The sequence below is a fragment of the Pseudomonas sp. AA-38 genome (assembly GCF_029457475.1).
Classification (GTDB): Bacteria; Pseudomonadota; Gammaproteobacteria; order Pseudomonadales; family Pseudomonadaceae; genus Aquipseudomonas.
Genome location: NZ_CP120359.1, coordinates 3,768,224 through 3,794,903 on the forward strand (window position 1 = coordinate 3,768,224; position 26,680 = coordinate 3,794,903).

The 26,680-nt window shown below is 64.2% G+C and carries 22 protein-coding genes; 11 read left to right on the forward strand and 11 right to left on the reverse strand.

Translation table 11 applies throughout. The features are described from left to right. Window positions 1-15: 15 nt before the first annotated feature. The 3 genes from ccoG to ubiM all read left to right on the forward strand — a co-directional run bounded on the left by ccoG (window position 16) and on the right by ubiM (window position 4,590). Window positions 16-1,428 carry a cytochrome c oxidase accessory protein CcoG gene (ccoG, locus tag PVE35_RS17350; protein ID WP_277372500.1) on the forward strand — a complete coding sequence of 471 codons (1,413 nt, stop codon included), beginning with the start codon at window positions 16-18 and terminating at the stop codon, window positions 1,426-1,428. Between the two features lie 167 nt (window positions 1,429-1,595). Continuing rightward, window positions 1,596-3,008 (forward strand): GntR family transcriptional regulator MpaR, encoded by a 1,413-nt coding sequence (mapR, locus tag PVE35_RS17355; RefSeq protein WP_277372501.1) that lies wholly within the window; start codon window positions 1,596-1,598, stop codon window positions 3,006-3,008. 409 nt (window positions 3,009-3,417) lie between these two features. Continuing rightward, entirely contained in the window at window positions 3,418-4,590 is a 1,173-nt protein-coding gene (gene ubiM / locus PVE35_RS17360) for a 5-demethoxyubiquinol-8 5-hydroxylase UbiM (protein WP_277372502.1), read from the forward strand. A 4-nt stretch (window positions 4,591-4,594) separates the two neighbouring features. Here ubiM and PVE35_RS17365 read toward each other — a convergent pair whose 3' ends face one another. Both PVE35_RS17365 and PVE35_RS17370 read right to left on the reverse strand, forming a co-directional pair. After that, complete coding sequence (locus tag PVE35_RS17365; protein WP_277372503.1) at window positions 4,595-5,263, reverse strand: TIGR04211 family SH3 domain-containing protein; 669 nt, start codon at window positions 5,261-5,263, stop codon at window positions 4,595-4,597. A gap of 213 nt (window positions 5,264-5,476) precedes the next feature. Further along, window positions 5,477-6,832 (reverse strand): EAL domain-containing protein, encoded by a 1,356-nt coding sequence (locus tag PVE35_RS17370; RefSeq protein ID WP_277372504.1) that lies wholly within the window; start codon window positions 6,830-6,832, stop codon window positions 5,477-5,479. Window positions 6,833-6,883: 51 nt separating this feature from the next. On the opposite strand from PVE35_RS17370, the gene PVE35_RS17375 reads away from it, so the two are divergent. The 5 genes from PVE35_RS17375 (at window position 6,884) to PVE35_RS17395 (ending at window position 10,789) form a co-directional block, all read left to right on the forward strand. Further along, complete coding sequence (locus PVE35_RS17375) at window positions 6,884-7,066, forward strand: hypothetical protein (RefSeq protein ID WP_277372505.1); 183 nt, start codon at window positions 6,884-6,886, stop codon at window positions 7,064-7,066. 52 nt (window positions 7,067-7,118) lie between these two features. Next, window positions 7,119-8,897, forward strand: a complete 1,779-nt coding sequence (locus tag PVE35_RS17380; protein WP_277372506.1) for an acyl-CoA dehydrogenase C-terminal domain-containing protein — start codon at window positions 7,119-7,121, stop codon at window positions 8,895-8,897. A gap of 112 nt (window positions 8,898-9,009) precedes the next feature. Next, the gene (locus tag PVE35_RS17385) at window positions 9,010-9,552 is read left to right on the forward strand and encodes a chalcone isomerase family protein (protein WP_268178356.1); all 543 of its coding nucleotides are present in this window, start codon (window positions 9,010-9,012) and stop codon (window positions 9,550-9,552) included. 8 nt (window positions 9,553-9,560) lie between these two features. Further along, entirely contained in the window at window positions 9,561-10,094 is a 534-nt protein-coding gene (locus PVE35_RS17390) for a DUF3833 domain-containing protein (RefSeq protein WP_268178357.1), read from the forward strand. After that, window positions 10,091-10,789: an SDR family NAD(P)-dependent oxidoreductase gene (locus PVE35_RS17395; protein ID WP_268178358.1), complete on the forward strand. Its 699-nt coding sequence runs from the start codon at window positions 10,091-10,093 to the stop codon at window positions 10,787-10,789. Before PVE35_RS17390 ends, PVE35_RS17395 begins: the two co-directional genes overlap by 4 nt. A gap of 6 nt (window positions 10,790-10,795) precedes the next feature. On the opposite strand, the gene PVE35_RS17400 is transcribed toward PVE35_RS17395, so the two are convergent. Next, entirely contained in the window at window positions 10,796-11,197 is a 402-nt protein-coding gene (locus tag PVE35_RS17400; RefSeq protein WP_268178359.1) for a hypothetical protein, read from the reverse strand. Between the two features lie 976 nt (window positions 11,198-12,173). Between PVE35_RS17400 and PVE35_RS17405 the strand changes: the two genes are divergently transcribed. Next, window positions 12,174-12,851, forward strand: a complete 678-nt coding sequence (locus tag PVE35_RS17405) for a DUF4197 domain-containing protein (RefSeq protein ID WP_277372507.1) — start codon at window positions 12,174-12,176, stop codon at window positions 12,849-12,851. A gap of 55 nt (window positions 12,852-12,906) precedes the next feature. Here PVE35_RS17405 and PVE35_RS17410 read toward each other — a convergent pair whose 3' ends face one another. The 5 genes from PVE35_RS17410 to PVE35_RS17430 form a co-directional block, all read right to left on the reverse strand. Then, window positions 12,907-13,686, reverse strand: coding sequence for an EAL domain-containing protein (locus tag PVE35_RS17410; protein WP_277372508.1), 780 nt, complete (start codon window positions 13,684-13,686; stop codon window positions 12,907-12,909). Between the two features lie 51 nt (window positions 13,687-13,737). Beyond that, a complete protein-coding gene (locus tag PVE35_RS17415) occupies window positions 13,738-15,369 on the reverse strand; it encodes a methyl-accepting chemotaxis protein (protein ID WP_277372509.1) in 1,632 nt (543 codons plus the stop codon). Window positions 15,370-15,765: 396 nt separating this feature from the next. Beyond that, window positions 15,766-17,727: an acetate--CoA ligase gene (gene acs, locus PVE35_RS17420; RefSeq protein ID WP_268178364.1), complete on the reverse strand. Its 1,962-nt coding sequence runs from the start codon at window positions 17,725-17,727 to the stop codon at window positions 15,766-15,768. Window positions 17,728-18,005: 278 nt separating this feature from the next. After that, a complete protein-coding gene (locus PVE35_RS17425; RefSeq protein WP_277372510.1) occupies window positions 18,006-19,010 on the reverse strand; it encodes a TRAP transporter substrate-binding protein in 1,005 nt (334 codons plus the stop codon). Window positions 19,011-19,128: 118 nt separating this feature from the next. Beyond that, window positions 19,129-20,049 (reverse strand): LysR substrate-binding domain-containing protein, encoded by a 921-nt coding sequence (locus PVE35_RS17430; RefSeq protein WP_277372511.1) that lies wholly within the window; start codon window positions 20,047-20,049, stop codon window positions 19,129-19,131. A 168-nt stretch (window positions 20,050-20,217) separates the two neighbouring features. On the opposite strand from PVE35_RS17430, the gene PVE35_RS17435 reads away from it, so the two are divergent. Together PVE35_RS17435 and PVE35_RS17440 are read left to right on the forward strand one after the other, a co-directional pair. After that, window positions 20,218-21,420 carry a CaiB/BaiF CoA-transferase family protein gene (locus tag PVE35_RS17435; protein ID WP_268178367.1) on the forward strand — a complete coding sequence of 401 codons (1,203 nt, stop codon included), beginning with the start codon at window positions 20,218-20,220 and terminating at the stop codon, window positions 21,418-21,420. 140 nt (window positions 21,421-21,560) lie between these two features. After that, a complete protein-coding gene (locus PVE35_RS17440) occupies window positions 21,561-22,496 on the forward strand; it encodes a hydroxymethylglutaryl-CoA lyase (RefSeq protein WP_277372512.1) in 936 nt (311 codons plus the stop codon). A gap of 16 nt (window positions 22,497-22,512) precedes the next feature. Here PVE35_RS17440 and PVE35_RS17445 read toward each other — a convergent pair whose 3' ends face one another. Genes PVE35_RS17445 through PVE35_RS17455 form a run of 3 tightly spaced genes read right to left on the reverse strand, consistent with a single transcriptional unit; the run spans window position 22,513 to window position 26,680 of the window. Further along, entirely contained in the window at window positions 22,513-24,039 is a 1,527-nt protein-coding gene (locus tag PVE35_RS17445) for a DHA2 family efflux MFS transporter permease subunit (protein WP_268178369.1), read from the reverse strand. Window position 24,040: 1 nt separating this feature from the next. Further along, window positions 24,041-25,234, reverse strand: a complete 1,194-nt coding sequence (locus tag PVE35_RS17450; RefSeq protein ID WP_277372513.1) for an efflux RND transporter periplasmic adaptor subunit — start codon at window positions 25,232-25,234, stop codon at window positions 24,041-24,043. 9 nt (window positions 25,235-25,243) lie between these two features. After that, the gene (locus PVE35_RS17455) at window positions 25,244-26,680 is read right to left on the reverse strand and encodes an efflux transporter outer membrane subunit (RefSeq protein ID WP_277372514.1); all 1,437 of its coding nucleotides are present in this window, start codon (window positions 26,678-26,680) and stop codon (window positions 25,244-25,246) included.

A 26,680-nucleotide genomic window follows, 5' to 3' on the forward strand; every position in this document is an offset into this window, starting at 1 on the left:
GATGAGGGCAACGACATGACCGATCTGATCCCCGTGCGCAGCGTCGAGACCATCGACCCGAGCAAACCCATCCGCCTGACCCCGGCCCAGGCCGGCGGCCCGATCCACACCCGCAGCTTCACCGGACGCTTTCGCAACCTGCGCCTGCTCGGCGCCGGCCTGCTGTTCCTGCTGTTCTTCGGCACCGCCTGGATCGACTGGAACGGCCGCCAGGCCGTGCTCTGGGATCTGCAGAACCGCCAGTTCCACATCTTCGGCGCCACATTCTGGCCACAGGATTTCATCCTGCTCTCGGCCATCCTGATCATCGCCGCCTTCGGCCTGTTCTTCATCACCGTGCTGGCTGGCCGCGTCTGGTGCGGCTACGCCTGCCCGCAGAGCGTGTGGACCTGGGTCTTCATGCGTGTCGAGCAGATCACCGAGGGTGACCGTGGCCAGCGCATCAAGCTCGATACCGCGCCCTGGTCGCTGCAGAAACTGGCCCGGCGCTGCGCCAAGCACGCTCTGTGGTTGACGGTGAGTCTGGTTACCGCGCTGGCCTTCGTCGGCTACTTCACCCCGATTCGCCAACTGACCCTGGATCTGGCGACCCTTGAAGTCGGCGCCACCACGGCCTTCTGGGTGCTGTTCTTCACCGCTGCCACCTACATCAACGCCGGCTGGCTGCGTGAGAAGGTGTGCCGCGACATGTGCCCCTACTCGCGCTTTCAGAGCGTGATGTTCGACAGCGATACGCTGGTCATCTCCTACGACGCCGCCCGTGGCGAGAACCGTGGCCCACGGCGCAAGGACGCCGACTACAAGGCCGAGGGCCTGGGCGATTGCATCGACTGCACGATGTGCGTGCAGGTCTGCCCCACCGGCATCGACATTCGTGACGGCCTGCAACTGGAGTGCATCGGCTGCGGCGCCTGCATCGACGCCTGTGACAGCATCATGGACAAGCTCGGCTATGCCCGTGGCCTGGTGCGCTACAGCTCGGAGAACGAGCTGGCCGGCGGCAAGACCCACTGGTTGCGCCCACGCCTGGTCGGCTACGCGGCGATGCTGGCGGTGATGATCGGCGCCTTCGTCTGGGCACTGGCCGAACGCCCACTGATTTCCCTGGACGTGACCCGCGACCGTGGCTTGTTCCGCGAGAACGCCCAGGGTCAGATCGAGAACATCTACAGCCTGAAGATCATCAACAAGACCCAGCAGCCACGCAGCTATGCCATCGCACTGGTCGAGCCCGGTGACTTCGAGCTGCACGGCCCGCGCACGTTGAACCTGGCACCGGGGGAGATTCGCGATTTGCCGGTAAGCGTCGCGCTGACGGCCACGAGCAATGGCGCTGGGCCACAAACCGTCCGCTTCGAGGTGCGTGACCAGGCCGACTCGCAAAGCCATGTGAGCACCAAGAGCACCTTCTTGGCGCCGCTGCGTTGAACCTGTAGCCCGGATGCAATCCGGGGAGCGGACATCGAGCCACCCCGGATTGCATCCGGGCTACATCCGCCATACCCCTCCTGAACGATTCACGAGGCACTGCCATGTCTGCCGCTCACCCCGTAAAGTGTCCGCCCATACCCTTTGCGGCGGTGAACCAGGACAGGATGAAACGCTACGAAAAATTCGCCGACGAGATCGCCGAGCTGATCCGCACCGGCGTACTCGGCCCCGGCGAGAAAGTGCCCTCGGTGCGCCACGCCAGCCGCACCTATGGCGTCAGCCCGTCCACCGTGTTCCAGGCTTACTACCTGCTGGAAGATCGCGGGCTGATCCAGGCGCGGGCACGCTCCGGCTACTTCGTCCGTGAGCACGCAAAGCGCCCACTGCACGAACCCGAGCTGACCGCCCATGCCGCGCAGACCACCGATGTCGGCGTCAGCGAGCTGGTGTTCTCCGTGCTCGCCTCGCTCAAGGATCCGCACACCGTGCCCTTCGGCTCGGCCTTCCCCAGCCCCGACCTGTTCCCCCTGCCGCGCCTGGCCAAGAGCATGGCGCACGCCCTGCGCAGGCTCTCGCCGCACGAGATCATCGCCGACATGACCGCCGGCAACGCCGACCTGCGTCGGCAGATCGCCCTGCGCTACATGGTCAGCGGCGTGATGCTGCCGATGGAAGAGCTGGTGATCAGCAACGGCGCCATGGAGGCGCTCAACCTCTGCCTGCAGTGCGTCACCCAGCCGGGCGACCTGGTGGCGATCGAGTCGCCCACCTTCTACGCCTGCCTGCAGGTGCTGGAGCGCCTGCAACTCAAGGCGGTGGAAATCCCCGTGCACCCGCGCGAGGGCATCGACCTGAATGCCCTGTCACAGAGCCTGGGGCAACTGCCGATCAAGGCCTGCTGGTTCATGAGCAGCCTGCAGAACCCGCTCGGTGCGAGCATGAGCGAGACCAAGAAGCAGGCGTTGTACGAGCTGCTGGTGGAGCATCAGGTGCCGCTGATCGAGGACGACGTGTACGCCGAGCTGTACTTCGGCAGTCACCCGCCCAAGCCGGTGAAGAGCTTCGACCGTGACGGACTGGTGATGCATTGCAGCTCCTTCTCCAAGAGCCTGGCGCCGGGTTATCGCATCGGCTGGGTGGCCGGCGGGCGCTATGCCGAGCAGATCGCCCGGCTCAAACTGATGACCACCATCTCCCCTTCGGTGCCGGCCCAGGCCGCATTGGCCGACTACCTACAGCACGGCGGCTACGACCGCCACCTACGCAAGCTGCGTCATGCGCTGGAAATGCAGCAGAGCGCCATGCTCGCCTCGGCCGCCCGGCACTTTCCGGCCAGCACGCGGGTGACAAGGCCAGCGGGCGGCTACTTCCTCTGGTTCGAGTTCCCCGAGCGCCTGGACTCGCTGCAACTGCTGCGCCTGGCACTGGCCCAGGGCATCAGCCTGGCGCCAGGGCCGATCTTCTCCGCCAGTCAGGGCTTTCGCCACTGCGCGCGGCTGAACTACGGCCACCCCTGGAACCCCCGCAGCGAACAGGCCATGGAAGTGCTCGGGCGCCTGCTGGCGGGGTTGCTGTAGCCCGGATGAAATCCGGGGGCCGCTGGAGGGATTCCCCGGATTGCATCCGGGCTACAGCGCTGGTGCGCACGGCGCACCCTACACCCGCCCGCGCCATGCCTAACCCGTAGGGTGCGCCGTGCGCACCGGAAACAACGCCCATGATCCCGAACCATATCCCCCGTACCTCTCCAGCCTAGTTGTAGCCCGGATGCAATCCGGGGCCGGAAGGTGGATTTTCCCGGATGGCATCCGGACCAAACCGCTGGTGCGCACAGCGCACCCTACAATCGTCCGCGGCCATGCCCAACCCGTAGGTGCGCCGTGCGCACCGAAAACAAGGCCCGCACTGCCGACATGATCCCGGACAATATCCGCGCCTCTTCTGCAGCCTAGACTCGGCTCTTTCCGAGTTCGCAAGGAGAGCAGCATGTCACCCGATATCGTCATCGTCGGTGCCGGCCCCGCCGGCCTGTGTCTGGCACGCGCCCTGTCCGGGCAAGGCCTGTCCATCGTCGTGCTGGAGCGCCAGACCGAGCAGGCGTTGGCGGAACCTGCCTTCGACGGCCGCGAGATCGCCCTCACCCATGGCTCGCAGGCGCTGCTCGAACGCCTCGGCCTGTGGGCACGCCTGCCCGCTGAAGAGATCGCCGTGCTGCGCGATGCCCAGGTGTTCAACGGCCCCTCGCTGTTCGCCCTGAAGATCCGCGCGCAACAGGCCGGCGCCGAACGCCTCGGCCATCTGGTGGCCAACCAGGCCATTCGCCGCGCCGCCTACCAGGCCGTGAGCGAGTGTGCCGATGTGCAATTACTGTGTGAAAGCAGCCTGCGCGCCATTGAGCAAGGTCAGGACGAGGTAAAGCTGGTACTCAACGACGGCCAGGTGCTGCAACCGCGCCTGCTGGTCGCTGCCGACAGCCGTTTCTCGGAAACCCGCCGCCAGCTCGGCATCGGCGCGCAGCTCAAGGACTTCGGCAAGACCATGCTGGTGTGCCGCATGCAACATGAGCAGGATCACCAGCAAGTGGCCTGGGAATGGTTCGGCTACGGCCAGACCCTGGCCCTGCTGCCGCTCAACGGCCGCCAGTCGTCCACCGTGCTGACCCTGCCACCGCGCGAGATCGAGCGCTTGCAGAAGCTGGACGAAGCCGCCTTCGCCCGCGAGATGGAGCAACGCTTCGACCGCCGCCTGGGCGCCATGCAACTGGTCAGCAGTCGCCATGCCTACCCGCTGGTGGGCGCCTATGCGCGGCACATGGTCGGCAACCGCTGCGCCCTGCTCGGCGATGCCGCCGTGGGCATGCACCCGGTCACCGCGCACGGTTTCAACTTCGGCCTGATCGGTGTGCAGCTATTGAGCGACGCCCTGCTGGCGGCTCAGGCCAAGGGCCAGGACATCGGCGCAGTCGCCCCGCTGGCGCGCTACGAGCGTCAGCTACGCCTGGCCACCTGGCCACTGTACCAGGCCACCAACCTGCTGGTGGAGTTGTACACCAACGACCATCTACCCGTGCGCCTGCTGCGCGGCGCCGGCCTGCGCCTGGCCCAGGGCCTGCTGCCATTGAAAAAGGGCATCGCCCGTCATCTGACCGCCCAGGCCTGAGGGCTCACACCCACTGATCGTTACGCTTGCGCCGCACCCGCAGCATGGTCGGCAGGATCAGACCGAGCAGCAGGCCAGCGCCGGCGATGCTGCCGCCATAGACCATGTAACGCATCAGCACCTGCTGCTGTTCGTTGCCCAACTGCGCCTGGGCATCGCGCAGTTGCGAACGGGTGCTGGTCAGCTCGGCATCCAGGGCACTGCGTGCGGCCTGCAACTCTTCGATCAGTTGCTTGCGCGAATCCAGGGTTTCCTGCATGCCTTGTACCCGTGCCTTCCAGGCATCGTCGATACCCTTGAGCTCGGCGGTCAGGTCGGCGACCTTCTGTTCCAGTTGTGGCAGGCGCTCGGCCTGCCCCGGCACCGACTGCAGATCGCGGCTGGGAATCCACACCGTATTGCCACTCTCGCTGCGCACCTGGCTGTAATCGCCCTGGGTACGCAGCAGTTCCACCTTCTCACCGGAGGTCAGGGTACCGACGATGCGGTAGCCGTCGGTGGGCCCACTGCGCACGTAGGTATTGAGGCTGTCGCTGACCCAACGCTGATTGCTGGCGGCTTCTTCGGCCTGAGCCGGGCTGACTGTGCCGAGCAGACCGCCGAGCAGGCAGGCCGCCAATGCGCGGGAGGGAAGCGGAGAGAATCGAACGGGAAAAGGGCGGGATGGGAACATGAGCAATCTTCGACTGAGTGGTACGAAGCCCGGCTGACGGGCATGGCAATGGTCGACATGCGCCCGGCAACCGGAAGTTGCATACAGGATCACCGCTGAAAGCCACGCGATGGCGGCCAATAGCCATCAAATCCTGCCCAGACAAGTCGACAGCAGACAGACATTGCTGACGCCCCCGGAGTTCATTCGAGCAGCGAATGCGGGATGGGCGGTTCAGGTGTCGAGGCGACGGACGAAAGGGACGAAATCCGCCAGCGGCATCGGTCGGCCGAACAGATAGCCCTGGAACTGGCTGCAACCATTGTCGACCAGGAAAGCGTGCTGAGCCTCGGTTTCCACTCCCTCGGCGATCACCATCATGCCCATGCTCTGCCCCAGCGCGATGACGCTGCGCACTATGGTTGCGCTGCTGGCATCGCTGAGCACATCGCAGATGAACGAGCGGTCGATCTTCAGCTTGCCCAATGGCAGACGCTTGAGGTGGCTGAGGGAAGAGAAGCCAGTGCCGAAGTCGTCCAGGGAAAAGCGCACGCCATGCTCGACCAATAGCGCCATCTTGCGAACGAGGTCTTCCATGTCCTGCACGATCAGGGTTTCGGTCAGCTCCAGCTCCAGACGCTGCGCGTCGATACCTTGACGTTCGATCAGCGCCAGTATCTCGCTATCGAAACCTGGCCGGTGAAACTGCTTCTGGCTGATATTCACCGCCAGACTGACCTCGCGCAGTGCAGGGTCGCCTGACCATTGGCGCAGGCAGGCACAGGCCTGCTCCAGCACCCACTGGCCAATGGGGATGATCAGCCCGGTCTTCTCGGCGTGATCGATGAACTCGCCCGGGCCAAGCAGCCCCCGCTGCGGGTGTTGCCAACGGATCAGTGCCTCGGCGCCGATCACTCGGCCGGCGTGATTCACTTGCGGCTGGTAGTGCAGCACGAACTGCTCCTCACGCAGCGCCACCTGCAGGTCACGCTCCAGCCCGGAACGCTCGGCAGCATCGCTCTGCAGGATGTGCAACAGCAGAAAGAGCAGCAGCGTAGCCGTCCCCGCCTGCACCCAGGAGCCGACCATGCGCAGATCGTCAGGCAAGACGTAGAGATCGCTGGGGCGCCAGGTGGATGCCGCCAGGCCGACGAACAGCAGCAGGCCTGTCAGACAGACGCCGTAGCGCAGCCAGAGCGGCTCGTCACGAAATGCCATCAGTGCGCCCACCGCCACCGGCAGCAGGTACAGGTGAGTGGCGCGGGGTGCCGCCAGAGTCTGCGGGTCGAGCAGCAGGGTTGAACCGACGATGAGCAGCAGCAAGGCGCCGAACAGCACCAGGTTGGCGCTACGCGGCCGGTGGTTCAGGGTGAGGATGAACACGACGATGCCGCAGAGGATGATTGCCAGATCCATCAGCACGATGGGCCAGTAACCGCGAATGGCGAAGAACAGCCCCCAGCCCAGCCCCACCAGCGGCATCATCAAACTGGCCAGCAGGCGCATGCGCCGCTCACGGCGCTGGCCGATCAGGGCGAGATCGGACGCCTCCCAGAGCAAAGCCACACGCTTGAAGAATGTCTGGAGCATGCAGGTGATATCCAAGGTGCCATCACTTCATTCTCGAAGGTCGCTGGCCGAATGCAAGTCACTGACGGTGACTTCTCCTGCTGCCAATGCGCGCTGCTCGACAAGCAAACCGGCAGCAGGTATCCGGCGCCGTTTCGGGCAGGAAAAAAGCTGAACCACCTGGAGAAGAATCAGACTGACTCATCGGTCATCATCGATACCCAAGCAAAAGAGCTTGCAATACGCCCCAAATAACTCTACAAAAACTGTACACACGAATAAATTGTACAGCTTAGGGTAAAACACCATGCCGTCTTACCACGCTCCGCTCCGTGATATGCGTTTCGTCTTCGAGGAACTGCTCGAAGCCTACGAGGTGCTGCAAGCGCTGCCCGAGCAGCGTGAGTTCAGCGCTGATCTGGGCGGCGCGATTCTCGAAGAGGCAGCCAGGCTGGCCGAGAACGTGCTGGCACCGCTCAATGGCCCTGGTGACAAGCAGGGTTGCCAGTACGACCCGGAAACCCACTCCGTGCGCACGCCGGAGGGCTTCAAGGCGGCCTACAGGCAATTCGCCGAAGGTGGCTGGACGGCACTGGCCTGCCCGCCCCGGTTCGGTGGCCAGGGGCTGCCCCATGTGCTGAACATGCTGGTGGAGGAAATGACCTGCTCGGCCAACCTGGCGCTGGGCATGTACCCCGGCCTGACCCACGGCGCCATCAACGCCCTGACCAGCCATGGCACCCCCGAGCTGCAGGAGAAGTACCTGCCGCGCCTGATCAGCGGCGAGTGGACCGGCACCATGTGCCTCACCGAACCGCAGTGCGGCACCGACCTCAGCCTGATCCGCACCCGCGCCGTGCCGCAAGCCGACGGCAGCTACGCCCTGAGCGGCACCAAGATCTGGATCACCAACGGCGAACATGATCTGGTGGACAACATTGTCCACCTGGTACTGGCCAAGTTGCCGGATGCGCCGGACAGCGTGAAGGGTATCTCGCTGTTCCTGGTGCCCAAGTTCCTCGACGACGGCAGCCGCAACAAAGCCTTCTGTGGCGGACTGGAGCACAAGATGGGCATCAAGGGCTCGGCAACTTGCGTGATGAACTTCGAGGGCGCCCGGGGCTGGCTGATCGGCGAGCCGAACAAGGGCCTGAGTTGCATGTTCACCATGATGAACTCGGCGCGCCTGATGGTTGGCATGCAGGGCCTCGGCGTGGCCGAGAGTGCCTACCAGATCGCCTTGGGCTTCGCCCGCGAGCGCCTGCAGAGCCGATCCATCGCCGGGCCGAAAGCGCCCGACAAAGCCGCCGACCCGATTCTGGTGCACCCGGACGTAAGGCGCATGCTGCTACGGCAGAAGGTGATGATCGAAGGGTGCCGCGCCCTGGCCTATTTCGCTGGCCTGCAACAGGACATCGCCCACGGCGCCGAGGATGCCGAAGCGCGCAGCCGTGCCGATGACCTGGTGCAACTGCTCACCCCGGTGGTCAAGGCCTTCCTCACCGACGAGGGCTTTGCCTGCGCCAACGAGGGCCTGCAGGTGCTTGGCGGCTCCGGCTTCACCGAAGACTGGGGCATCGAGCAACTGGTGCGTGACTGCCGCATCACCCGCATCTACGAGGGCACCAACGGCATCCAGGCGCTCGACCTGGTGGGCCGCAAGCTTGCCCTGGGTGGCGGCCGCGCGGTGCGCGCCTTCTTCGCCCTGGTCGACGACTGGCTCAAGCGCAACGCCGAGGCGCCGCATGCTGCTGAGGTGACCCAGGCGGTCAAGCAACTCCAGCAAGCCACCCTGTGGCTGGCCAGCGAAGGCAGCAAGAATCCCGAGCAGGCCGCTGCGGCCGCCACGCCCTACCTGCGCCTGTTCGGCCTCACCAGCCTGGCCTGGCTGTGGGCGCGGATGGCCCAGGTGGCACGCCGGCAACTCGATGGCGGCAGCTCCGAGACCCACTTCTACAACGCCAAGATCAAGTCAGCCGACTTCTTCATGGCGCGCATCCTGCCGGAGGCCGGCACCTTGCTGGCTGAGATCAAGGCCGGCAAGGAGACCCTGATGGCCTTCTCCGACGAGGAGTTCGCCGCCTGACGACAAGCTGCGCAATCCGGCAACCCACCACTCCCCTTTTGGTTGTCGGATTTTTTTATTCCAGAGCCGTGACCATGACGGGTCGCGGCCACCACCCGCGGAGGGATGGCTCATGAAGACGCTGCTAGCGCGTCTGTGTTCGGCCTCGTTGCTCGTTCTGGCACTCAGCGTTGTGGCGCAGGCCAATACCCAGAACGGCTGGCGCGAACAACTGCCACGGGCCGAGTTGATCGGCAGCGGTGATTTCACCTGGTTCGGCTTCTCGGTCTACAACGCCAAGCTTTGGAGCCCGGCGCAGCCAGTGAATTTCGACCAGCCCTTCGCGCTGGAGCTCACCTACCGCCGCAACATCAGCCGCGAAACCCTGGTGGAAACCAGCCTCGACGAAATTCGTCGCATCGATGCCAAGGCCCTGCAGGGCGGGCGCGAAGCCCAGTGGGCAGAAGAGATGCGTCAGGCCTTCGTCGATGTTCGCGATGGCACGCACATCACCGGCGTCTATCTGCCCGGCCAAGGCTGCCGCTTCTATGTCGACGGCAAGCTGCAACACGTCATCGAAGATCCGGCTTTCGCCCGTGCCTTCTTTTCCATCTGGCTCGATCCGCAGACCCGCAGTCCGAAACTGCGTGCGGCGCTGCTCGGCCGCAACCCTTGAGGTAGCCCATGAAAGCCCTTGTGATTGTGCTGACCAGCCTGTTGCTGATCAGTTGTGGCCAGGTTCCGGTGGAACGCTATGCCCACGAGAAACCCGTGCTGGATCTACCCAGCTTCTTCTCCGGCCCGGTACAGGCCTGGGGCATGTTCCAGGATCGCTCCGGAGAGGTGATCAAACGCTTCCATGTCGATATCCAGAGCCGCCGCGATGGCGACAAGCTGATCCTCGACGAGCGCTTCCTGTATAGCGACGGCACCCGCCAGCGCCGCGTCTGGACGCTCACCCCGGATGAAAGCGGGCGCTGGATCGGTACCGCCAGCGATGTGGTCGGCGAGGCCATCGGCGAAGTGGCCGGCAATGCCCTGCACTGGCGCTACCACCTCAACCTGCCAGTGGATGACAGCACCTACGTCGTCCATTTCGATGACTGGATGTACCTGATGGACGACGACACCATGATCAACCGTTCGGTGATGAGCAAGTTCGGCGTCGAGCTTGGCCAGGTCACCCTGTTCTTCCGCCGTGGCGCCGCCCAGCCGTGAGTCTCAATAGCCTGGGCAGCGGCTACAAGGCGCTGGTGATCGGCGCCAGTGGCACCCTTGGCCAGGCCTTCTGCCAACTGCTGCGTGGCGATGGTAACTGCACCAGCGTGCGTGAGCTGAGCCGCGGCAGCACGCCGGCAATCGATATGGAAGACCCGAGCAGTATCGCCGTCGCCGCTGAGGCCCTGGTCGAGGAAGGCCCTTTTCAACTGATCCTGCATACAGCCGGGCTGTTGCATCGCCCTGGCATCGCCCCGGAGAAGAGCCTCAACGCCATCGAGGCCGATGCCTTGCAGGCGGTGTTTCAGGTCAATGCCCTGGGCCCGGCACTGGTGCTGCGTCACTTCCTGCCGCTGCTCGACAAGCAAGGCGCCATGGCCATGCTCTCGGCCAAGGTCGGCAGCATTGGCGACAACCGCCTGGGCGGCTGGTACGCCTACCGCGCCTCCAAGGCTGCGCTGAACATGCTGATCAAGACCGCCGCCATCGAACTTGCACGCAGCAAGCCCAAGGCGCGCCTGCTCAGCCTGCATCCCGGCACGGTGATCTCACCGCTGTCGCAACCCTTTCGCGGCGCCACAGCCGCGCGCCCCGCCGAACTGGCCGCCGCGCAAATGCTGCAGGTGATCGACAGCCTGGGGCCCGAGCACAGCGGTAGCTTCCACGCCTACGATGGGCAGCCCCTGCCCTGGTGAGAGCCGCTACAGGCCACCAAACAGATCGAAGGAATCCAGCAGGCGCCAGGCGATTTCCGGGTTCTTTTCCATGGCCCGGCGGATCGCCGCCGGAATGCTCTGCCGCGTCTTGCGGCACAACCCTGGGTGCGCGTCGAAGCGCATGTGAATGCCGCGCATGCTGCGCACCTCGCCATGGCTCGGCTCGATATGCAGGCGAATGCCCAATTGCTCGAACATACGCTGCTGCATGCGTTCGAGGTCTTCCAAGCTTTTCAGGTTTTCCAGGCGCTCGAGCAGGCGCTGCTCCTCATTGCGGGTCAGCAGCAGCACGCGCGTGTCGGCGCCCGGCACATCCAGCAGCTCATCGCGCTGGCAGTCACAGGCGCCCGGTGGGCAGGGATTGCGCAGGGGTAATGGGGAATTCATGGTTCTGATCATAGCCATAGCGGCGCGTGCTGCCCATCCACGGCTATCGGCTGGCTGATACCGGGCTGGTAAGTTTGTGTTGTTTTTTGTGCCTGTTCCGAATTGCCGCGTTTTTGCTGATGTTTTTGGTTTCGCCCTCCCGGGCGAGTCACTTTGCGGGCAAAGTAACCAAACCCTCCGCCCGATCATCCGGCCCTGGCTGCGCCAGGGTTCGCTCACTCCATCGCCGCTCCAGAGGCCCGCCGCGGTGGGCCATCCATGGCCCATCGCGGCTCTCGCGACATCCATGTCGCTCGACCTCTTCCACGACGATTCCGTTCGCCCTCCTGGGCGGGCTCTGCACGCGCCTGAACCCGAGGTAACCCAGAATTAGTGCGGAGTGCTTGAACACGAGGTCAGCCCTAGGGCTGACCGAGATGCCGGCTTCAAGCCGGCAAGCTGTTCAACGTATGAAACTGCGTTAATGAAAGTTTTGGTTTAACTCGATATTTCACAGCCACTAGAACACGCCGAGCAGCCTATGGAGTGCCCGTTCGTTCAGGCGCGCGAATGCCCCCTTCAGGAGGCCGAACGTAGGCATTGCGCAGGGGGCGAGTGGCATGGATGCCACGAGAGGCGTAATGGGCCAGGGATGGCCCATGTACGCCGACCCCGGAGTGGTGCCGGAGTGAGGGAAGTCGAGCGCAGCGAGACCCGGATGGCGGGGGTGCGTTTCTTTTGCTTACTTTTCTTTGCGCATTTCAAAGAAAAGTGAGTCGCCCGAGGGGGCGAAACCCGGAATATCTGAAAACACCCAAAGCGGCGTCCAGAACGCCAACACAAGCCAACAAGACCGCATACAAACTTACCAGCCCAGTATCAACCCCAACTTCCCCGCCATTTCAGAAAGAACCTTGCAAGCCTGCAGCACCAACGCAGCCGTTTTCCCAACAGCCTGTTAAGCTCAAAACACTCCCCCGATACAAGGATCACCCTCATGCTGCGCCTCACCACATTCGCCGCCGGCCTGCTGCTCTCGGCCAACGTCTTCGCCCTGTCCCTCTCCGACCTGAGCCAGCAGGACGCCAGCGGCGGCCTCAAGGATGCGCTGATCCAGGGCGCCCAGGTGGCGGTCAAGCAACTGGGCACGCCTGGTGGCTTCAGCAACAACCCGGACGTGCGCATCGAGCTGCCCGGCAAGCTCGGCAAGGCTGCCAAGACCATGAAGATGATGGGCATGGGCGCCCAGGTGGAACAGCTCGAAGAGAGCATGAACAGGGCCGCCGAAGCCGCCGTGCCACAGGCTCAGGCACTGCTGGTCGATGCAATTAAGAAGATGACCGTGGCTGACGCCAAAGCGATTCTCGCCGGCCCGCAGGATTCCGCCACCCAGTACCTGAACAAGAGCAGCCGCGAGCAAATTCGCGCCAAGTTCCTACCCATCGTCAAGCAGGCCACCGACAAGGTCGGCCTGGCACAGCAGTACAACGCCTTCGCCGGCCAGGCGGCCAGTTTCGGCGTGGTCGATGCGAAGAACGCGACGGCCGAGGGTTACGTCACCGAGCAGGCGCTCAATGGCCTGTTCGAGATGATCGCCAAGCAGGAAGCCAGCATCCGCCAGAACCCGGCAGCAGCCGCCACCAGCCTGGCGAAGAAGGTGTTCGGCGCCCTCTGAAACCTCGCAGGCCAATGAAAACGCCCTGATCATCAGGGCGTTTTCCATGGGTGGCTCAAGGTAAACAGAGCCTGTCGGTTTGCGGCCTGGCGAAGAGGAAGCCCTGCATGTAGCGGATGCCCAGATCGAGCAAAGCATCGCGCTCCCCTGCACTTTCGATGCCCTCGGCGATGATGCGGATGCCCAGTCGCTGCGCCACCAGGACAATGCCGGCGACGATGGCCTGGCGCACTGCATCACGGTCGATACCACGGGTAAGGGCCATGTCCAGCTTGAGAATGTCGGGCTGGAATTCGGCCAGTAGGTTGAGCCCCGAATAGCCGGCACCGAAGTCATCGATGGCCGTGGTGAAGCCTTGGCGCCCATACTCGGTGAAGATTTGCTTGAGGTGCTCGGCGTCGTGGATTCGCTCCCCCTCGGTCACCTCGAACATCAAGCGCTCCTGTGGAAAGGCGAAGCGCCTGGCGGCTTCCAGCGTCGCGCGAATGCAGGTTTCGGCGCGATAGACCGCATTGGGCAGGAAATTGATGCTCAGCAGGCAGTCGGGGATGTCGAGCAGGCCCAGATTGGCGGCTTGCTCGATGGCCTTGACCCGGCAGGCCTGGTCGAAACGATAGCGATTACTGTCGTTGACCCAGCCCAGCACCTCACCGGCAGACTCTCCGTTGCAGCCCCGCACCAGCGCCTCATAGGCAAACGGCCGTCGTTCCTCGATATCGACGATCAACTGAAGCGCCATAGTGAAATCAAAACCCAGGGCCTCAGCGTTTCGACACTCGGCGCATCCCACGGCCCGAAATGGCTGAGGAAATATGCTCTGGCTGGCAATACCCATCTGTGCTTCCTTCTCAGGATCAAACTTGGTGGCTTGCTATTGTGAGCCTAGTCAAAAGCGGAAGAACGCAACATTTTTCTCCAGAGACACGGCCAACTGCTGCAGATCGTGCGCCGTTCGCGAGGTGTCGCTGACCGCCTCGCTGTTCTGCACCGACATCTGCGCGATGCGCTCGACGTTGCGTGCCACGTCCTGGCTGGCGACGGTCTGTTCGCGCAAAGCCAGGGAAATCTGATCGACCACCCCGACTACGCGAGCAGATGCCGAACGGATGCTGACAATGGCGTCGCCCGCCTGACCGGCCTGCTCCAGACCGCCGTTGACCTGCTCCACACCCACTTCCATGTTGCTCACGGCATTGCGCGTGCCGCTCTGAATCTTCTTGATCATCTCGGTGATCTCCTGGGTGGAGTTGGCCGTGCGCTGCGCCAGCAGACGCACCTCGTCGGCCACCACGGCGAACCCGCGCCCCTGCTCGCCGGCCCGCGCCGCTTCGATGGCTGCGTTGAGCGCCAGCAGGTTGGTCTGATCGGCGATATCCTTGATCACGTTGACGATGGAGGAAATCTGATCGGAATGCTGACCCAGCTCGGCAATCTGTGCCGCCGCACCCTGCACGGTATCGGCGATGCGCTGCATGCTGCCCAGCGTCTCCTGGATCACCGCCCCGCCTTCGGCCGATTGCCGCCCCGATTCGCTGGACAGCTCGTGAGCCTCGTTGGCGTTGTCCGCCACATGGTTGATGCTGACGGTCAGTTCTTCTACCGTGGCCGCCATGCTCGATGCGGCATGCGACTGCTCCTGCACGGCCACCGTTAGCTGGCTCGACGCCGTGGAGATGCTCTGCGCCGAGGTCACCAACTGGCCGGCGCCACTACGAATCTGTCCGATCATCTCGCGCAGACGCTCCTGCATGGTGACGAAGGCATCGAGCAGAACGCCGATCTCATCGCCCCCTGCCCGTTCGATCTTCGAGTCCAGGCGACCCTGTGCGATATTGCGCGCCACCTCCACCACCTGTTGCAGACGCCCGGCAATACTGCGCGACAGGGTAAAGGCCACGCTCATGGCGAGCACCGTGGTAATCGCGCCCCCCACCAGCAGGATGATCAGCGACAGCGACTTGGCGGCGTTCATGGAGTCCGTGCGGCGCTCCAGCAAGGCGCTTTCTTCACCCTGAATCTCGTTGATCAGCCGGCGCATGGCATCCATCTTGACCTTGGCGCCGCCGGCCGCAACGTGCTCGACCAGCGTATCGAAAGTCTTCTGCCCAGCCGTCACCTGACGACGCAGTTCGAGATTGGCGTTGATCTCTTCGTGCAACCATTGCTCGTGCAACGCCTGCAATTCGTCGAAGCGGCGCTGCTGGGCCGGATTGTCGCGGGTCATCTGGCGCAGTTCGGCGATGTGCTCTTGAAAGTCTCTTTCACCAGCCTCCAGCGGGCCGAGGAACTGATCGCGCCCGGTAATGATGAAGCCACGGGCGCCAGTTTCGATATTGATCAAACTGGCCAGCAGATCGGCCGACTCGTTGATCACGGTATAGGTGTGAATGTTGCGCTTGACCGTGCTATCGACCTGATCGAAGCCACGCCAGGTAGACAGCACCAATACGAGAATCACCAACAGGACGACACCAAAACCCGCATACAGCTTTTGAGACATGCTGAGGTTGGCAAACATGAGAGCCTCTTTTTCTGGGCAATTGAAGGGCGCACGAAATCCTCGTGCCAACGCGCATGGGCGCGGCAACGCAAAGCACTGAAACGGGATGGAACGGCCACTGAAGATGGCACAGTGCGATTATGCACAAAGCAAAAAATTGTACAAACAAAATTATTCTGTACAACTTGCGCATAAGAAAGATAAAGAAAGAAAAGGTTCCCCGAGCTGTAGGGAGCCTCTAAAACCTAGGCGACGACTGCAGGGATGAAGGAGGCAGAGCGCCGCAGGAAGGCAAAGCCGAGGTAATTTTTAGAGGTGCCTGGGCATGCTCGATAGCCCTGCCCCACCTGCAATGCACAAAAGAAAACCCCGCCAGGCGTTAGCCGGGCGGGGTTTTCGCCGTGCCGTCAGCGATCAGGCGCAGGCGGCCTGCATCTGCTTGTGGGTGTCGATGAGGTGCTGCACCACGCCCGGGTCGGCCAGGGTGGAGATGTCGCCGAGCGCATCGTATTCGGCGGTGGCGATCTTGCGCAGGATACGGCGCATGATCTTGCCCGAGCGGGTCTTGGGCAGGCCAGGCGCCCACTGGATCACGTCCGGCGTGGCGATCGGGCCGATCTCCTTGCGTACCCAGTTCTTCAGTTCCTGACGCAGTTGCTCGGAAGCCTCCTCGCCGGCATTCAGGGTGACGTAGACGTAGATGCCCTGCCCCTTGATGTCGTGCGGCACACCGACCACTGCGGCCTCGGCCACTTTCGGGTGGGCGACCATGGCGCTCTCGATCTCGGCAGTGCCCATGCGGTGGCCGGAAACGTTGAGCACGTCGTCGACGCGACCGGTGATCCACCAGTAGCCGTCTTCGTCGCGGCGCGCGCCGTCACCGGTGAAGTACATGCCCTTGAAGGTCTTGAAGTAGGTATCGACGAAGCGGTCGTGGTCGCCGTACAGGGTACGCGCCTGACCCGGCCAGGAGTCGATGATCACCAGGTTGCCTTCGGCCGGCCCCTCGATGATGTTGCCCAGATTGTCCACCAGCGCCGGTTGCACGCCGAAGAACGGCCGTGCAGCAGAGCCCGGCTTCATGGCATGAGCACCCGGCAGCGGGGTCATCAGGCAGGCACCGGTTTCGGTCTGCCACCAGGTATCGACGATCGGGCAACGGCTCTGGCCGACGTTCTCGTAGTACCACTGCCAGGCTTCCGGGTTGATCGGCTCGCCCACCGAGCCGAGCAGGCGCAGGCTGGAACCGTCGGCGCCAGCCACGGCGGCCTTGCCTTCGGCCATCATGGCGCGAATGGCGGTCGGGGCGGTGTAGAGGATGTTGACCTTGTGCTTGTCGACGATCTTGGCGACACGGGTCACGTCCGGGTAGTTCGGCACGCCCTCGAACATCAGGGTGGTGGCGCCGTTGGCCAGCGGCCCGTAGATCAGGTAGGTGTGGCCGGTGACCCAGCCGATGTCGGCGGTGCACCAGAAGACTTCGCCCGGGCGGTAATCGAATACCCGCTCATGAGTCAGCGAGGCGTATACCAGGTAGCCGCCGGTGGTGTGCAACACACCCTTGGGCTTGCCGGTAGAACCGGAGGTGTAGAGGATGAACAGGGCTTCCTCGGCGCCCATTTCCTTGGGTGCGCAAACGCTGCCGGCCACCTTCATCAGGTCTTCGTACCAGATGTCACGGTGCTGGTTCCACTTGATCTCGGATCCGGTGCGCTGGACCACGATGACCTTCTGCACGCTATGGGTTTCCGGGTTGGTCAACGCGTCATCGACGTTGGCCTTCAGCGCCACCTTCTTGCCGCCACGCACGCCCTCGTCGGCGGTGATCACCACTTTCGACTGGCAATCGATGATACGACCGGCCAGCGCCTCCGGGGAGAAGCCGCCGAACACCACCGAGTGGATGGCGCCGATACGGGCGCAGGCCAGCATGGCCACCGCAGCTTCGGGAATCATCGGCATGTAGATGGTCACCACGTCGCCGCGGTGAATGTCCTGACCACGCAGGGCGTTGGCGAACTTGCACACCTGCTCGTGCAATTCACGGTAGGTGATTTCCCGGTGCTCGGACGGGTTGTCGCCTTCCCAGATGATGGCGATCTGATCGCCGCGCTCTTCCAGATGGCGGTCGAGGCAGTTGTAGGAGACGTTCAGGGTGCCGTCGGCGTACCACTTGATGTCGACGTGGTGATCGTCGAAGGAGGTCTGCTTGACCTTGCTGTAGGGCTTGATCCAGTCGATGCGTTTGCCCTGCTCGCGCCAGAAGCCCTCGGGGTTGACCACCGACTGCTGATACATGGCCTTGTAGGTGGCCTCGTCGGTCAGGGTTCGCGCGGCCACCTCGGGGCGTACAGGGTAAAGGGACGCAGCACTCATGGAATCACCTCGGCGAGTTAGTTGTTTTTCTATGCTGCCTTTTGTATCCCCCGCCCCTTCGTGAGGCCATTCGACCATGGTCTTACCAGGATAAGACCATGGTCGTGCAGGCCTGCCCGGCGCATGCAAAGCCAATTCGGCAGCGCCAAGGATATGTCGTAAATACAGGGCACTCTCAGGCGCAGCAGCCTGTCACGACCGCTCGGATCGTCGTCAAGCCAACGGGCAAAACGGCGCGATATGCGCCGTTTTGAGCCGATCGCCGCCCGAACCTGGGGTCAAGGCTGGTTGGCGGCCTGCGCAGCCTCGATCACGTCGGCACCGATCTCCGCCTCGAACTTCTTCCACGCCGGACGCACGGCGTCACGCCACTTGCCACGCTGCTCGGGCGTGAGGGTGATGATCTCGCTCTTGCCGGTAGCAAGGATGGCCTGACGGGCTTCGGCGTTCAGTGCCTCGGCCTGTTTGTTCACCTCGACGGTGACCTCGTCGACGATCTGCTCCAGCTCGCTGCGGATGTCCGCCGGCAGGCCGTTCCAGAACCGGGTGTTGGTGATCAGCAGGTAGTTGCCGATGGCATGGTTGGACTCGGTCATGTACTTCTGCACCTCGAAGTACTTCTGCGAGTAGATGTTCGACCAGGGGTTGTCCTGAGCATTGACCACACCGGTCTGCAGGCCCTGGTAGATCTCGGCGAAGGCCATCTTCCGTGGCACGGCACGCAGGGCGCTGTACTGCGCGGCCTGCAGGTCGGACGGCTGCACGCGGAACTTCAGGCCACGGGCGTCGGCGGGTTCGAGCAACGGCTTGTTGGCGGTGAGCTGGCGCATGCCGTTGAGCCAGTAGGCCAGGCCGGTGATGCCCTTGCTCTCCATCGACTTGAGCAGCGCCTTGCCCTTTTCCGAGGCCTGGAAGCGCTGTGCGGCGGCCACGTCGTCGAACAGGAACATCAGGTCGAACAACTGCAACTGCTTGGTGTACTGCTCCAACTTGGAAGGTGCCGGCGCCAGCATCTGCACCTCATTCAGCAACAGCGCCTCCATTTCCTTGCCATCGCCATAGAGCGAAGAGTTGGCATAGACGTCGACCTTGACCTTGCCGGCCAGGCGCTCCTCAACCAGCTTCTTGAACAGCAGCGCACCCTGGCCCTTGGGCGTGCTGTCAGCGGTGATATGGGAAAACTTGATCAAGATCGGATCGGCTGCGTGGGCCGTCAGCGCGCCAAGCAGTGCGCAACCGGCGAGCACGCCGGCCAGGCCACGGCGGACGAATGAGAACTTCATGGAGAGCTCCTGTTGTTTTTGTCTGAGCCTCGAGGGCGATCGCCGTCGATTGGGCGGAACTCTACTGCGCCCTTTCCCCGGGCTGAAATTCACATTTGGACAAGCGAGCCTTCGGCATTCACGAAGGCAGCGCCAAATCCCCCTCTGTTGATGAGCTATGGCGCAGGTGATCGAGCATCTGCTTCGCGGTCAGCGAAAGGTTGTCCTGGTTGCGCACCGCCACCTTGAGTTCGCGCCGGGCCCAGGGGTCGTGCAGCGGGATCACCCGCACATCCAGCGCCGGCAGGTAGGTACGCACCGCCAGATCCGGCAACACGCCGACGCCCATGCCGGTGTGGATCATCCGGCAGATGGCCTCGAAGCTGCGCACCTGGATGCGCAGGCGCAAGTTCACGCCCTGGCTGTGCGCCGCCTGCTGCAGCAGGCCGTGCAAGGAGGCGTCCTGCTGCAGGCCGATGAAATCGAAGCCCACCGCCTCGCGCAGGAACAGGCCGTCGCGTTCGGCCAGGGGATGCGCGCGCGGAGTGACCAGCACCAACTGGTCGTGACGATAAGTGAACACCTGCAGATCCTCGGCTGGCACATGCCCGGCGAAGATGCCGATATCGGTCAGCCCCTCGCGCACGGCGCGGATGGTTTCGCTGCTGACCCGCTCCTCCAGGTCGATCTTCACCTGTGGGTGCAGGCGGCTGAAGCTGGCCAGATCCTCGGGCAGGAATTCGATCACCGCCGAGGTGTTGGCGTGGATGCGCACATGGCCTTTCACCCCTTCGCTGAATTCACTGAGGTCGGCGTTGAGCTGTTCGAGGTTGTCCATCATGTTGCGCGCATGGTGCAGCAGCGCGTGGCCGGCCGGGGTCAGCTCGACACCCTTGGGCTGACGATAGAGCAGCGCGATGCCGAGCTGGCTTTCCAGATCGCTGACGCGTTTGCTGACCGCCGCCAAAGCCAGGTGCTCGCGCTCGGCGGCGCGGGTCAGGCTGCGCTCGTCGGCGATGGCGACGAACAGCTTGAGGGTGACGAAATCGATGCGGCGCATGAGGGTCTCCATTTCGTGCCTGGCGAAGCGAAGTTGCCAGAAAGCTGATTTACAGCATGCCACTTCGCGATACGCGAAGCCTAGCTTGGCCATTGGGCAATTGTCGCCACCGCGCCGCTGCGCCATCCTGCGCACCACGAGAAACGCACAGGCATATCAGGTGCAGCCATGACTCAGAGCAACACCAGCAACATGGCCCTGCAGGGGCTCAAGGTGATCGAGATGGGCCAGCTCATCGCCGGCCCCTTCGCCAGCAAGCTGCTCGGCGAATTCGGCGCCGATGTGATCAAGATCGAGCCGCCGGGCGTCGGCGACCCGCTGCGCAAATGGCGCAAGATCAAGGACGGCACCTCGCTCTGGTGGCATGTGCAGTCGCGCAACAAGCGCTCGCTGACCCTCGACCTGAAGCAGGCCGAAGCCCAGGACATCGTGCGCAAGCTGGTAGCCGAGGCCGACGTGCTGGTGGAGAACTTCCGCCCTGGCACACTGGAAGGCTGGGGCCTGGGCTACGAGGCGCTGAAGGCGATCAACCCGCGGCTGATCATGCTGCGCATCTCCGGTTACGGGCAGACCGGCCCCTACCGCGACCTGCCCGGTTTCGGCGTGATCGGCGAAGCCATGGGCGGCCTGCGCCACCTCTCCGGCTACCCCGGCCAGGCGCCGGTGCGTGTGGGCATCAGCATCGGCGACTCGCTGTCGTCGCTGTACGGGGTGATCGGCGTGCTGCTGGCCCTGCAGGAACGTGCACGTAGCGGCGAGGGCCAGGAAATCGACGTGGCGCTGTACGAATCGGTGTTCGCCATGATGGAAAGCCTGATCCCCGAATACGATGCCTTCGGCTACATCCGCGAGCCGGCCGGCAGCGCCCTGCCCGGCATCACCCCCTCCAACTCCTACCCCTGCAAGGACGGCAGCTACGTACTGATCGCCGGCAATGGCGACAGCATCTACAAGCGCCTGATGAGCCTGATCGGCCGCGACGACCTGGGCAACGACCCACGCCTGGCGCAGAACGACGGGCGCAGCCAGCACGCCGAGCTGATCGACGGCGCCATCGCCGAATGGACCGCCCAGCGCGGCCGCGACGAGGTGATCGAAGCGCTCAAGGGCGCCCGCGTGCCGGCCGGCTACCCCTATACCGCCGCCGATATCGTGCAGGACCCGCACTACCTGGCGCGGCAGATGATCGAGCAGGTACAGACCAGCGTCGGCCCGCTCAAGGTGCCGGGCGTGCTGCCCAAGCTCAGCCGCACGCCAGGCCGTATCGGCAGCGGCGGCCCGCAACTCGGTGAGCACAACGACGACATCCTCGCCGGCCTCGGCCTGAGCGATGAGCAGGTCGCGGGGCTGCGCGAGCGCGGGGTTATTTAACGGCAGCTACCGCGTAGGGTGCGCCGTGCGCACCGGAACAGCCGCACCAGAACAACCGCAGCCCAAGCCGGTGCGCACAGCGCACCCTACGCCGCTACAAGCTTTTACTTGCAGCTTGAAGCTTCTCTTGAGGATTACCCATGAACAAACGCCTCTATATCCAGGACGTCGCCACCCGTGACGGCTTCCAGATCGAAGCCGCCTTCGTGCCCACCGCAGACAAGATCGCCCTGATCGACCGCCTGTCCCACACCGGCTTGGCGAAGATCGAGGTCACCTCCTTCACCTCGCCCAAGGCCATTCCCAACCTGCGCGATGCCGAAGAGGTGATGCGCGGCATCCAGCGCGTGCCAGGCGTGGAGTACACCGTGCTGGTGCCCAACGTGAAGGGCTGCGAGCGGGCATTGTCCTGCGAGGTGGACGAGATCAATCTGGTGATGTCGGCCAGCGACACCCATGGCCTGGCCAACCTGCGCATGACGCCGGAGCAGTCGCTGGCGCAGTTCGCCGAGATCATCGAGGTCACTCGGGGCAGCGGCGTATTTATCAACGCCTCGCTGTCGACCACCTTCGGCTGCCCCTTCGAGGGTGAAGTGCCCAAGGCCCGCGTGCATGAGCTGACCGAGCGATTGCTGGCAATCGGTGTGCAAGGCGTGACCCTATGCGACACCACCGGCATGGCCGACCCGGCGCAGGTCGAGCGTATCTGCCGCGCGGCCCTGCAGCGTTGGCCCGAGGCGGTGTTCACCGCGCACTTTCACAACACCCGCGGCATGGGCCTGGCCAACGCCCTGGCGGCGCTGAATGCCGGCATCGACCGTTTCGATGCTTCGCTCGGCGGGCTCGGCGGCTGCCCTTATGCACCCGGCGCCAGCGGCAATATCTGCACCGAGGATCTGGTGCACATGTTCCAGCGCATGGGCCTGGATACCGGCGTGAATCTCGACGCCCTGCTCCAAGCCGCCGCCACCCTACCCGAGCTGATCGGCCACGACGTGCCCGGCGCGATTCTCAAGGCCGGCAAGGCGGATCGTCGCTATCCCAAGCCCAAGTGGATGAGCGAAGCGCAAGGCTGAGACGCGAACGCCGTGTTCAATGCCCGCCACTCGCCTCCGCGCCCTTGGCCGAGAATGGCGGCTTGGCCAGCCAGATGATCAGGATCAGGCCGAGGAACAACCAGCCCAGCAGGGTGAAGTAGTCCACGGTGGAGAGCATGTAGGCCTGGCTTTCCACCACCCGGTCGATCTGCGCATAAGCCGATTGCGAAGCGCCACCAAGTTGCTCGAGATAGTGCTGGGTGGTCGGGTCGTAGGCCGTGATGTGCTCGGTCAGTTGCGCGTGGTGGTAGATCTCCCGACGGTGCCAGATCCAGGTGGTCAGCGACGAGGCGAAGCTACCACCCAGCACGCGCAGGAAGGTGGCCAGGCCGGAACCGTCGGCGATGTCCCTCGGCGGCAGGCTGGAGAGTAGGATGCTGGTGGTGGGCATGAAGAACAGTGCGACGCCCAGCCCCATGAACACCTGCACCTCGGCGATATGCCGGTAATCCACCTCGGTATTGAACGAGGCGCGTATGAAGCACGAGACGCCCATCACCAGGAACGAGGCACCGGACAGCAGGCGCAGATCGACCTTGTGCGCGTACTTGCCCACCAGCGGCGACAGGAACAACGGCAGGATGCCGATGGGCGCCGCCGCCAGTCCGGCCCAGACCGGCGTGTAGCCGAGCTGGGTCTGCAACCACTGCGGTAGCAGCAGGTTGATGCCGAAGAAGCCGGAATAGCCGAGCACCAGCGCCAGGGTGCCGAAGGTGAAGTTGCGATACATGAACAGGCGCAGGTTGATGATCGGGTGCCTGTCGGTCAGCTCCCAGATCACCAGGGCCACCAGCGAGACCACCGAGATGGCGGTGCCGATCTGAATGAAGCCAGACTCGAACCAGTCCAGGTCGTTGCCCTTGTCCAGCACCACCTGCAGCACGCCGACGCCGAGCACCAGCAGCATCAGCCCTACGTAGTCGATGGGTTGATGCTCGGTGACTTCCGGGCGGTTGCGCATCTGCGCCCAGACCACCAGGGTGGCGAGAATGCCGATGGGTACGTTGATGAAGAAGATCCACGGCCAGCTATAGCTGTCGGTGATCCAGCCACCGGCAATCGGCCCGATGATCGGTGCCACCACCGTGACCATCGCCAACAAGGCCAGGGCCATGCCGCGCTTGGCACTGGGAAAGATCGCCAGCAGCAGCGTTTGCGCCATGGGGTAAAGCGGCCCGGCCACCAGCCCCTGCAGCGCACGGAACACCACCAGCTCGGGCATGGAGCGGGCGATGCCGCAGAGGAACGAGCTGATCACGAACAGCACCACCGCGGCGAGGAACAGCTTCACCTCGCCGAAGCGCCGCGCCAGCCAGCCGGTCAACGGCAAGGCAATGGCGTTGCACACGGCGAAGGAAGTGATCACCCAGGTGCCCTGCTCCGCACTGACCCCCAGGTTGCCGGAGATGGTCGGCAGGGCCACGTTGGCGATGGTGGTGTCGAGCACCTGCATGAAGGTCGCCAGGGAGATGCCGATGGTGGCCAGCAGCATGCTGGCCGGGCGGAAATTGGCGTCGCTCATCTCAGTTCTGCCGTGCCGGCTCGGCGCTCGAGGCCTGTGGCCCGTTGGCGTGGATGATGCGTTCGATCAGCGCATCGGCCTCGGCCAGCGGCTCGTCATAGACCGCCGTGCTGAAGCGCACCTGCTTGGGCATCTGCGTCGAGAGCTGAGGGCCGCTCTGGTCGTGCAGGTCGACGGTCACCGTGGTGGACAGGCCGATGCGTAGCGGATGCTTGTCCAGGGCCTCTTCGTCTAGCTGGATGCGCACCGGCAGGCGCTGCACGATCTTGATCCAGTTACCGCTGGCGTTCTGCGCCGGCAGCAAGGAGAAGGCACTGCCGGTGCCCACGCCCAGGCTCTCGACATGGCCCTGGTAGATCACGTCGTCGCCGTACAGGTCGGCCTCGACGGTCACCGGTTGGCCGATGCGCATTTCGCGCAACTGGGTTTCCTTGAAGTTGGCATCGACCCAGATGTCATGCAGCGGCACCACGGCCATCAACGCCGCGCCCGGCTGAATGCGGCTGCCCACCTGTACCGAACGCTGTGCCACGTAACCGCTGACCGGCGCCAGCAGCGTGGTGCGGGCATTGTTGAGGAAGGCCTGGCGCAACTGCGCAGCGGCGCTCTTCACCTCCGGGTGGGAGGCGATCACTGTGTCGTCGACCAACGCCTGGTTGCTGTCCAGTTGCTGCTGGGCGGCGACCAGTGCGCTCTGGGCACTGTTCAGCGTATCGCGGGCGTGGGCCAGCTCCTCGCGGGAGATCGCCCCCTTGCTGGCCAGAGCCACCCGGCGTTGGTAATCGGCCTGGGCGCGTTGCACGTCGATCCTGCGCGAGGCCACCTGCGCCTTGTAGCTGTCGACGTTGCTGTACAGCCCGCGTACCTGGCGCACGGTGCGCGCCAGGTTGGCCTCGGCGCTCTGCAGCGCCACCTGGGTATCGGCCGGATCCAGCCAGACCAGTGGCTGGCCGGCCTCGACGTAGTCGCCATCGTCCACGGCGATACGGGTGACGGTGCCGGTGATGCGTGGGGTGATCTGCACCAGGTTGCCGCCGACATAGGCGTCGTCGGTTTCCTCGTAGAAGCGGCCATAGAGCTCGTGGTAGGCGAAGACCGCCGCGCTGCACAGCACGACGATGGCCCCGAGGCCCAGCAACAGGCGTTTGCGCTTGCCCGAGTTATCGGTGGCAGAAGTGGCTTGAGAGTCGGTCATGGCGAGTACTCAGCGTGCGGAAGTGGATGACACAGTGGCGGCCTCGAAGCCGCCACCGAGGGCCTGCATCAGCAGCACCGAAGCGTCGATGCGCTCGGCCTGCAGGCTGGCCAGTTGACGTTCGCTCTGCAGCAGTTGCTGCTCGACGCTCAGGGCATCGAGGTAGTTGCCGATGCCATCGGCATAACGCTGCATGGCGATGTCGTAGGAACTGCGGGCGATGTCGCGGGCCCGTTGTTGCTGCTCGATCTGCCGTTCCAGGGAATGGATGCGCTGGATAACGTCACCGATGTCCCCCAGCGCAGTGACCAGTGTCTGGTTGTACTGCGCCACGGCCAGGTCGTAGTCGGCATTGCGCCCGGCCAGCGCTGCGCGGCGCGCACCACCGTCGAAGATCGGCAGGCTTAGCGCTGGCGCGATACTGAAGAAGCGGCTGGCCCCACCGAACATGGCATCGCCGAGCAGCGACTTGCTGCCAGCGGCAACACTCAGGTTGAGATTGGGGTAGAAGTCGGCCTTGCTGGCCTCGATGTCACGGCTGGCGGCCTCGACGCGCCAGCGTGCCGCCACCAGGTCGGGACGCCGACCGATCAGCTCCGCCGGCACGTTGGCCGGCAGGCTCACCGCGCTGGGTGCGATCAGTTGCGGGCGCGGCAGCGTGGCGCCGCGATCCGGGCCCTGGCCGAGCATCACCGCCAGGCGAATGCGCGCACTCTCGACCCGCTGGGAGGCAGCGGTCAGGTTGGCTTCGGCGGCGGCCTCCAGGCTCTGGGTCTGCTGCAACTGGTATTCGCTGTCGAGGCCAGCCTCGACACGGCTGCGGCCCAGTTCGAGCATGTCACGGCTGCGCTGGAGATCCTGCTCGGCCAGATCCTGAGTGGCATAAGCCAGGCCCAGATCGTTGTAGGCGCGGGTCACCTCGGCAGCCAAGGTCAGGCGCGCGCCCTGGCGATCCACCTCGCTGGCATGGGCGCGGCCGAGGGCCGCTTCCCAGGCGGCGCGGTCGCCACCCCACAGATCGAAGTGGTAGCCACCCTCCAGCGACAGGCTGCGCAGGGTGCCATAGCGCCTGCCCTGCCCAGTGGGATCGTCGACCCGTGCCGAGCGAGAACGGGTCACACCCGCCTCGATGCCCAGGGTCGGTTGGCGCTGGGCATCGGCCGCCAGCACCGTGGCATTGGCCTGACGGGCGCGGGCGTCGACGACCTGCAGATCCGGATTGCTGCGCAGGGCCTCGTCGATCAGTGCGTTGAGCTGTGGATCGCCGAGGCGGTTCCACCAGTCACTGGCCGGCCATGCCGCCGGCGACAGCTCGCCGCTGAAGGTAGGCCCCTGCAGGCTTCCGGCATCCAGGGTCTGGCCTTGAGTAAGCAGTCCTTGCGGCGAAGCGCAGGCAGCCAGCAGCAGCGCGCTGAAAATCACGGATAAGGGAGTACGCAACGGCAT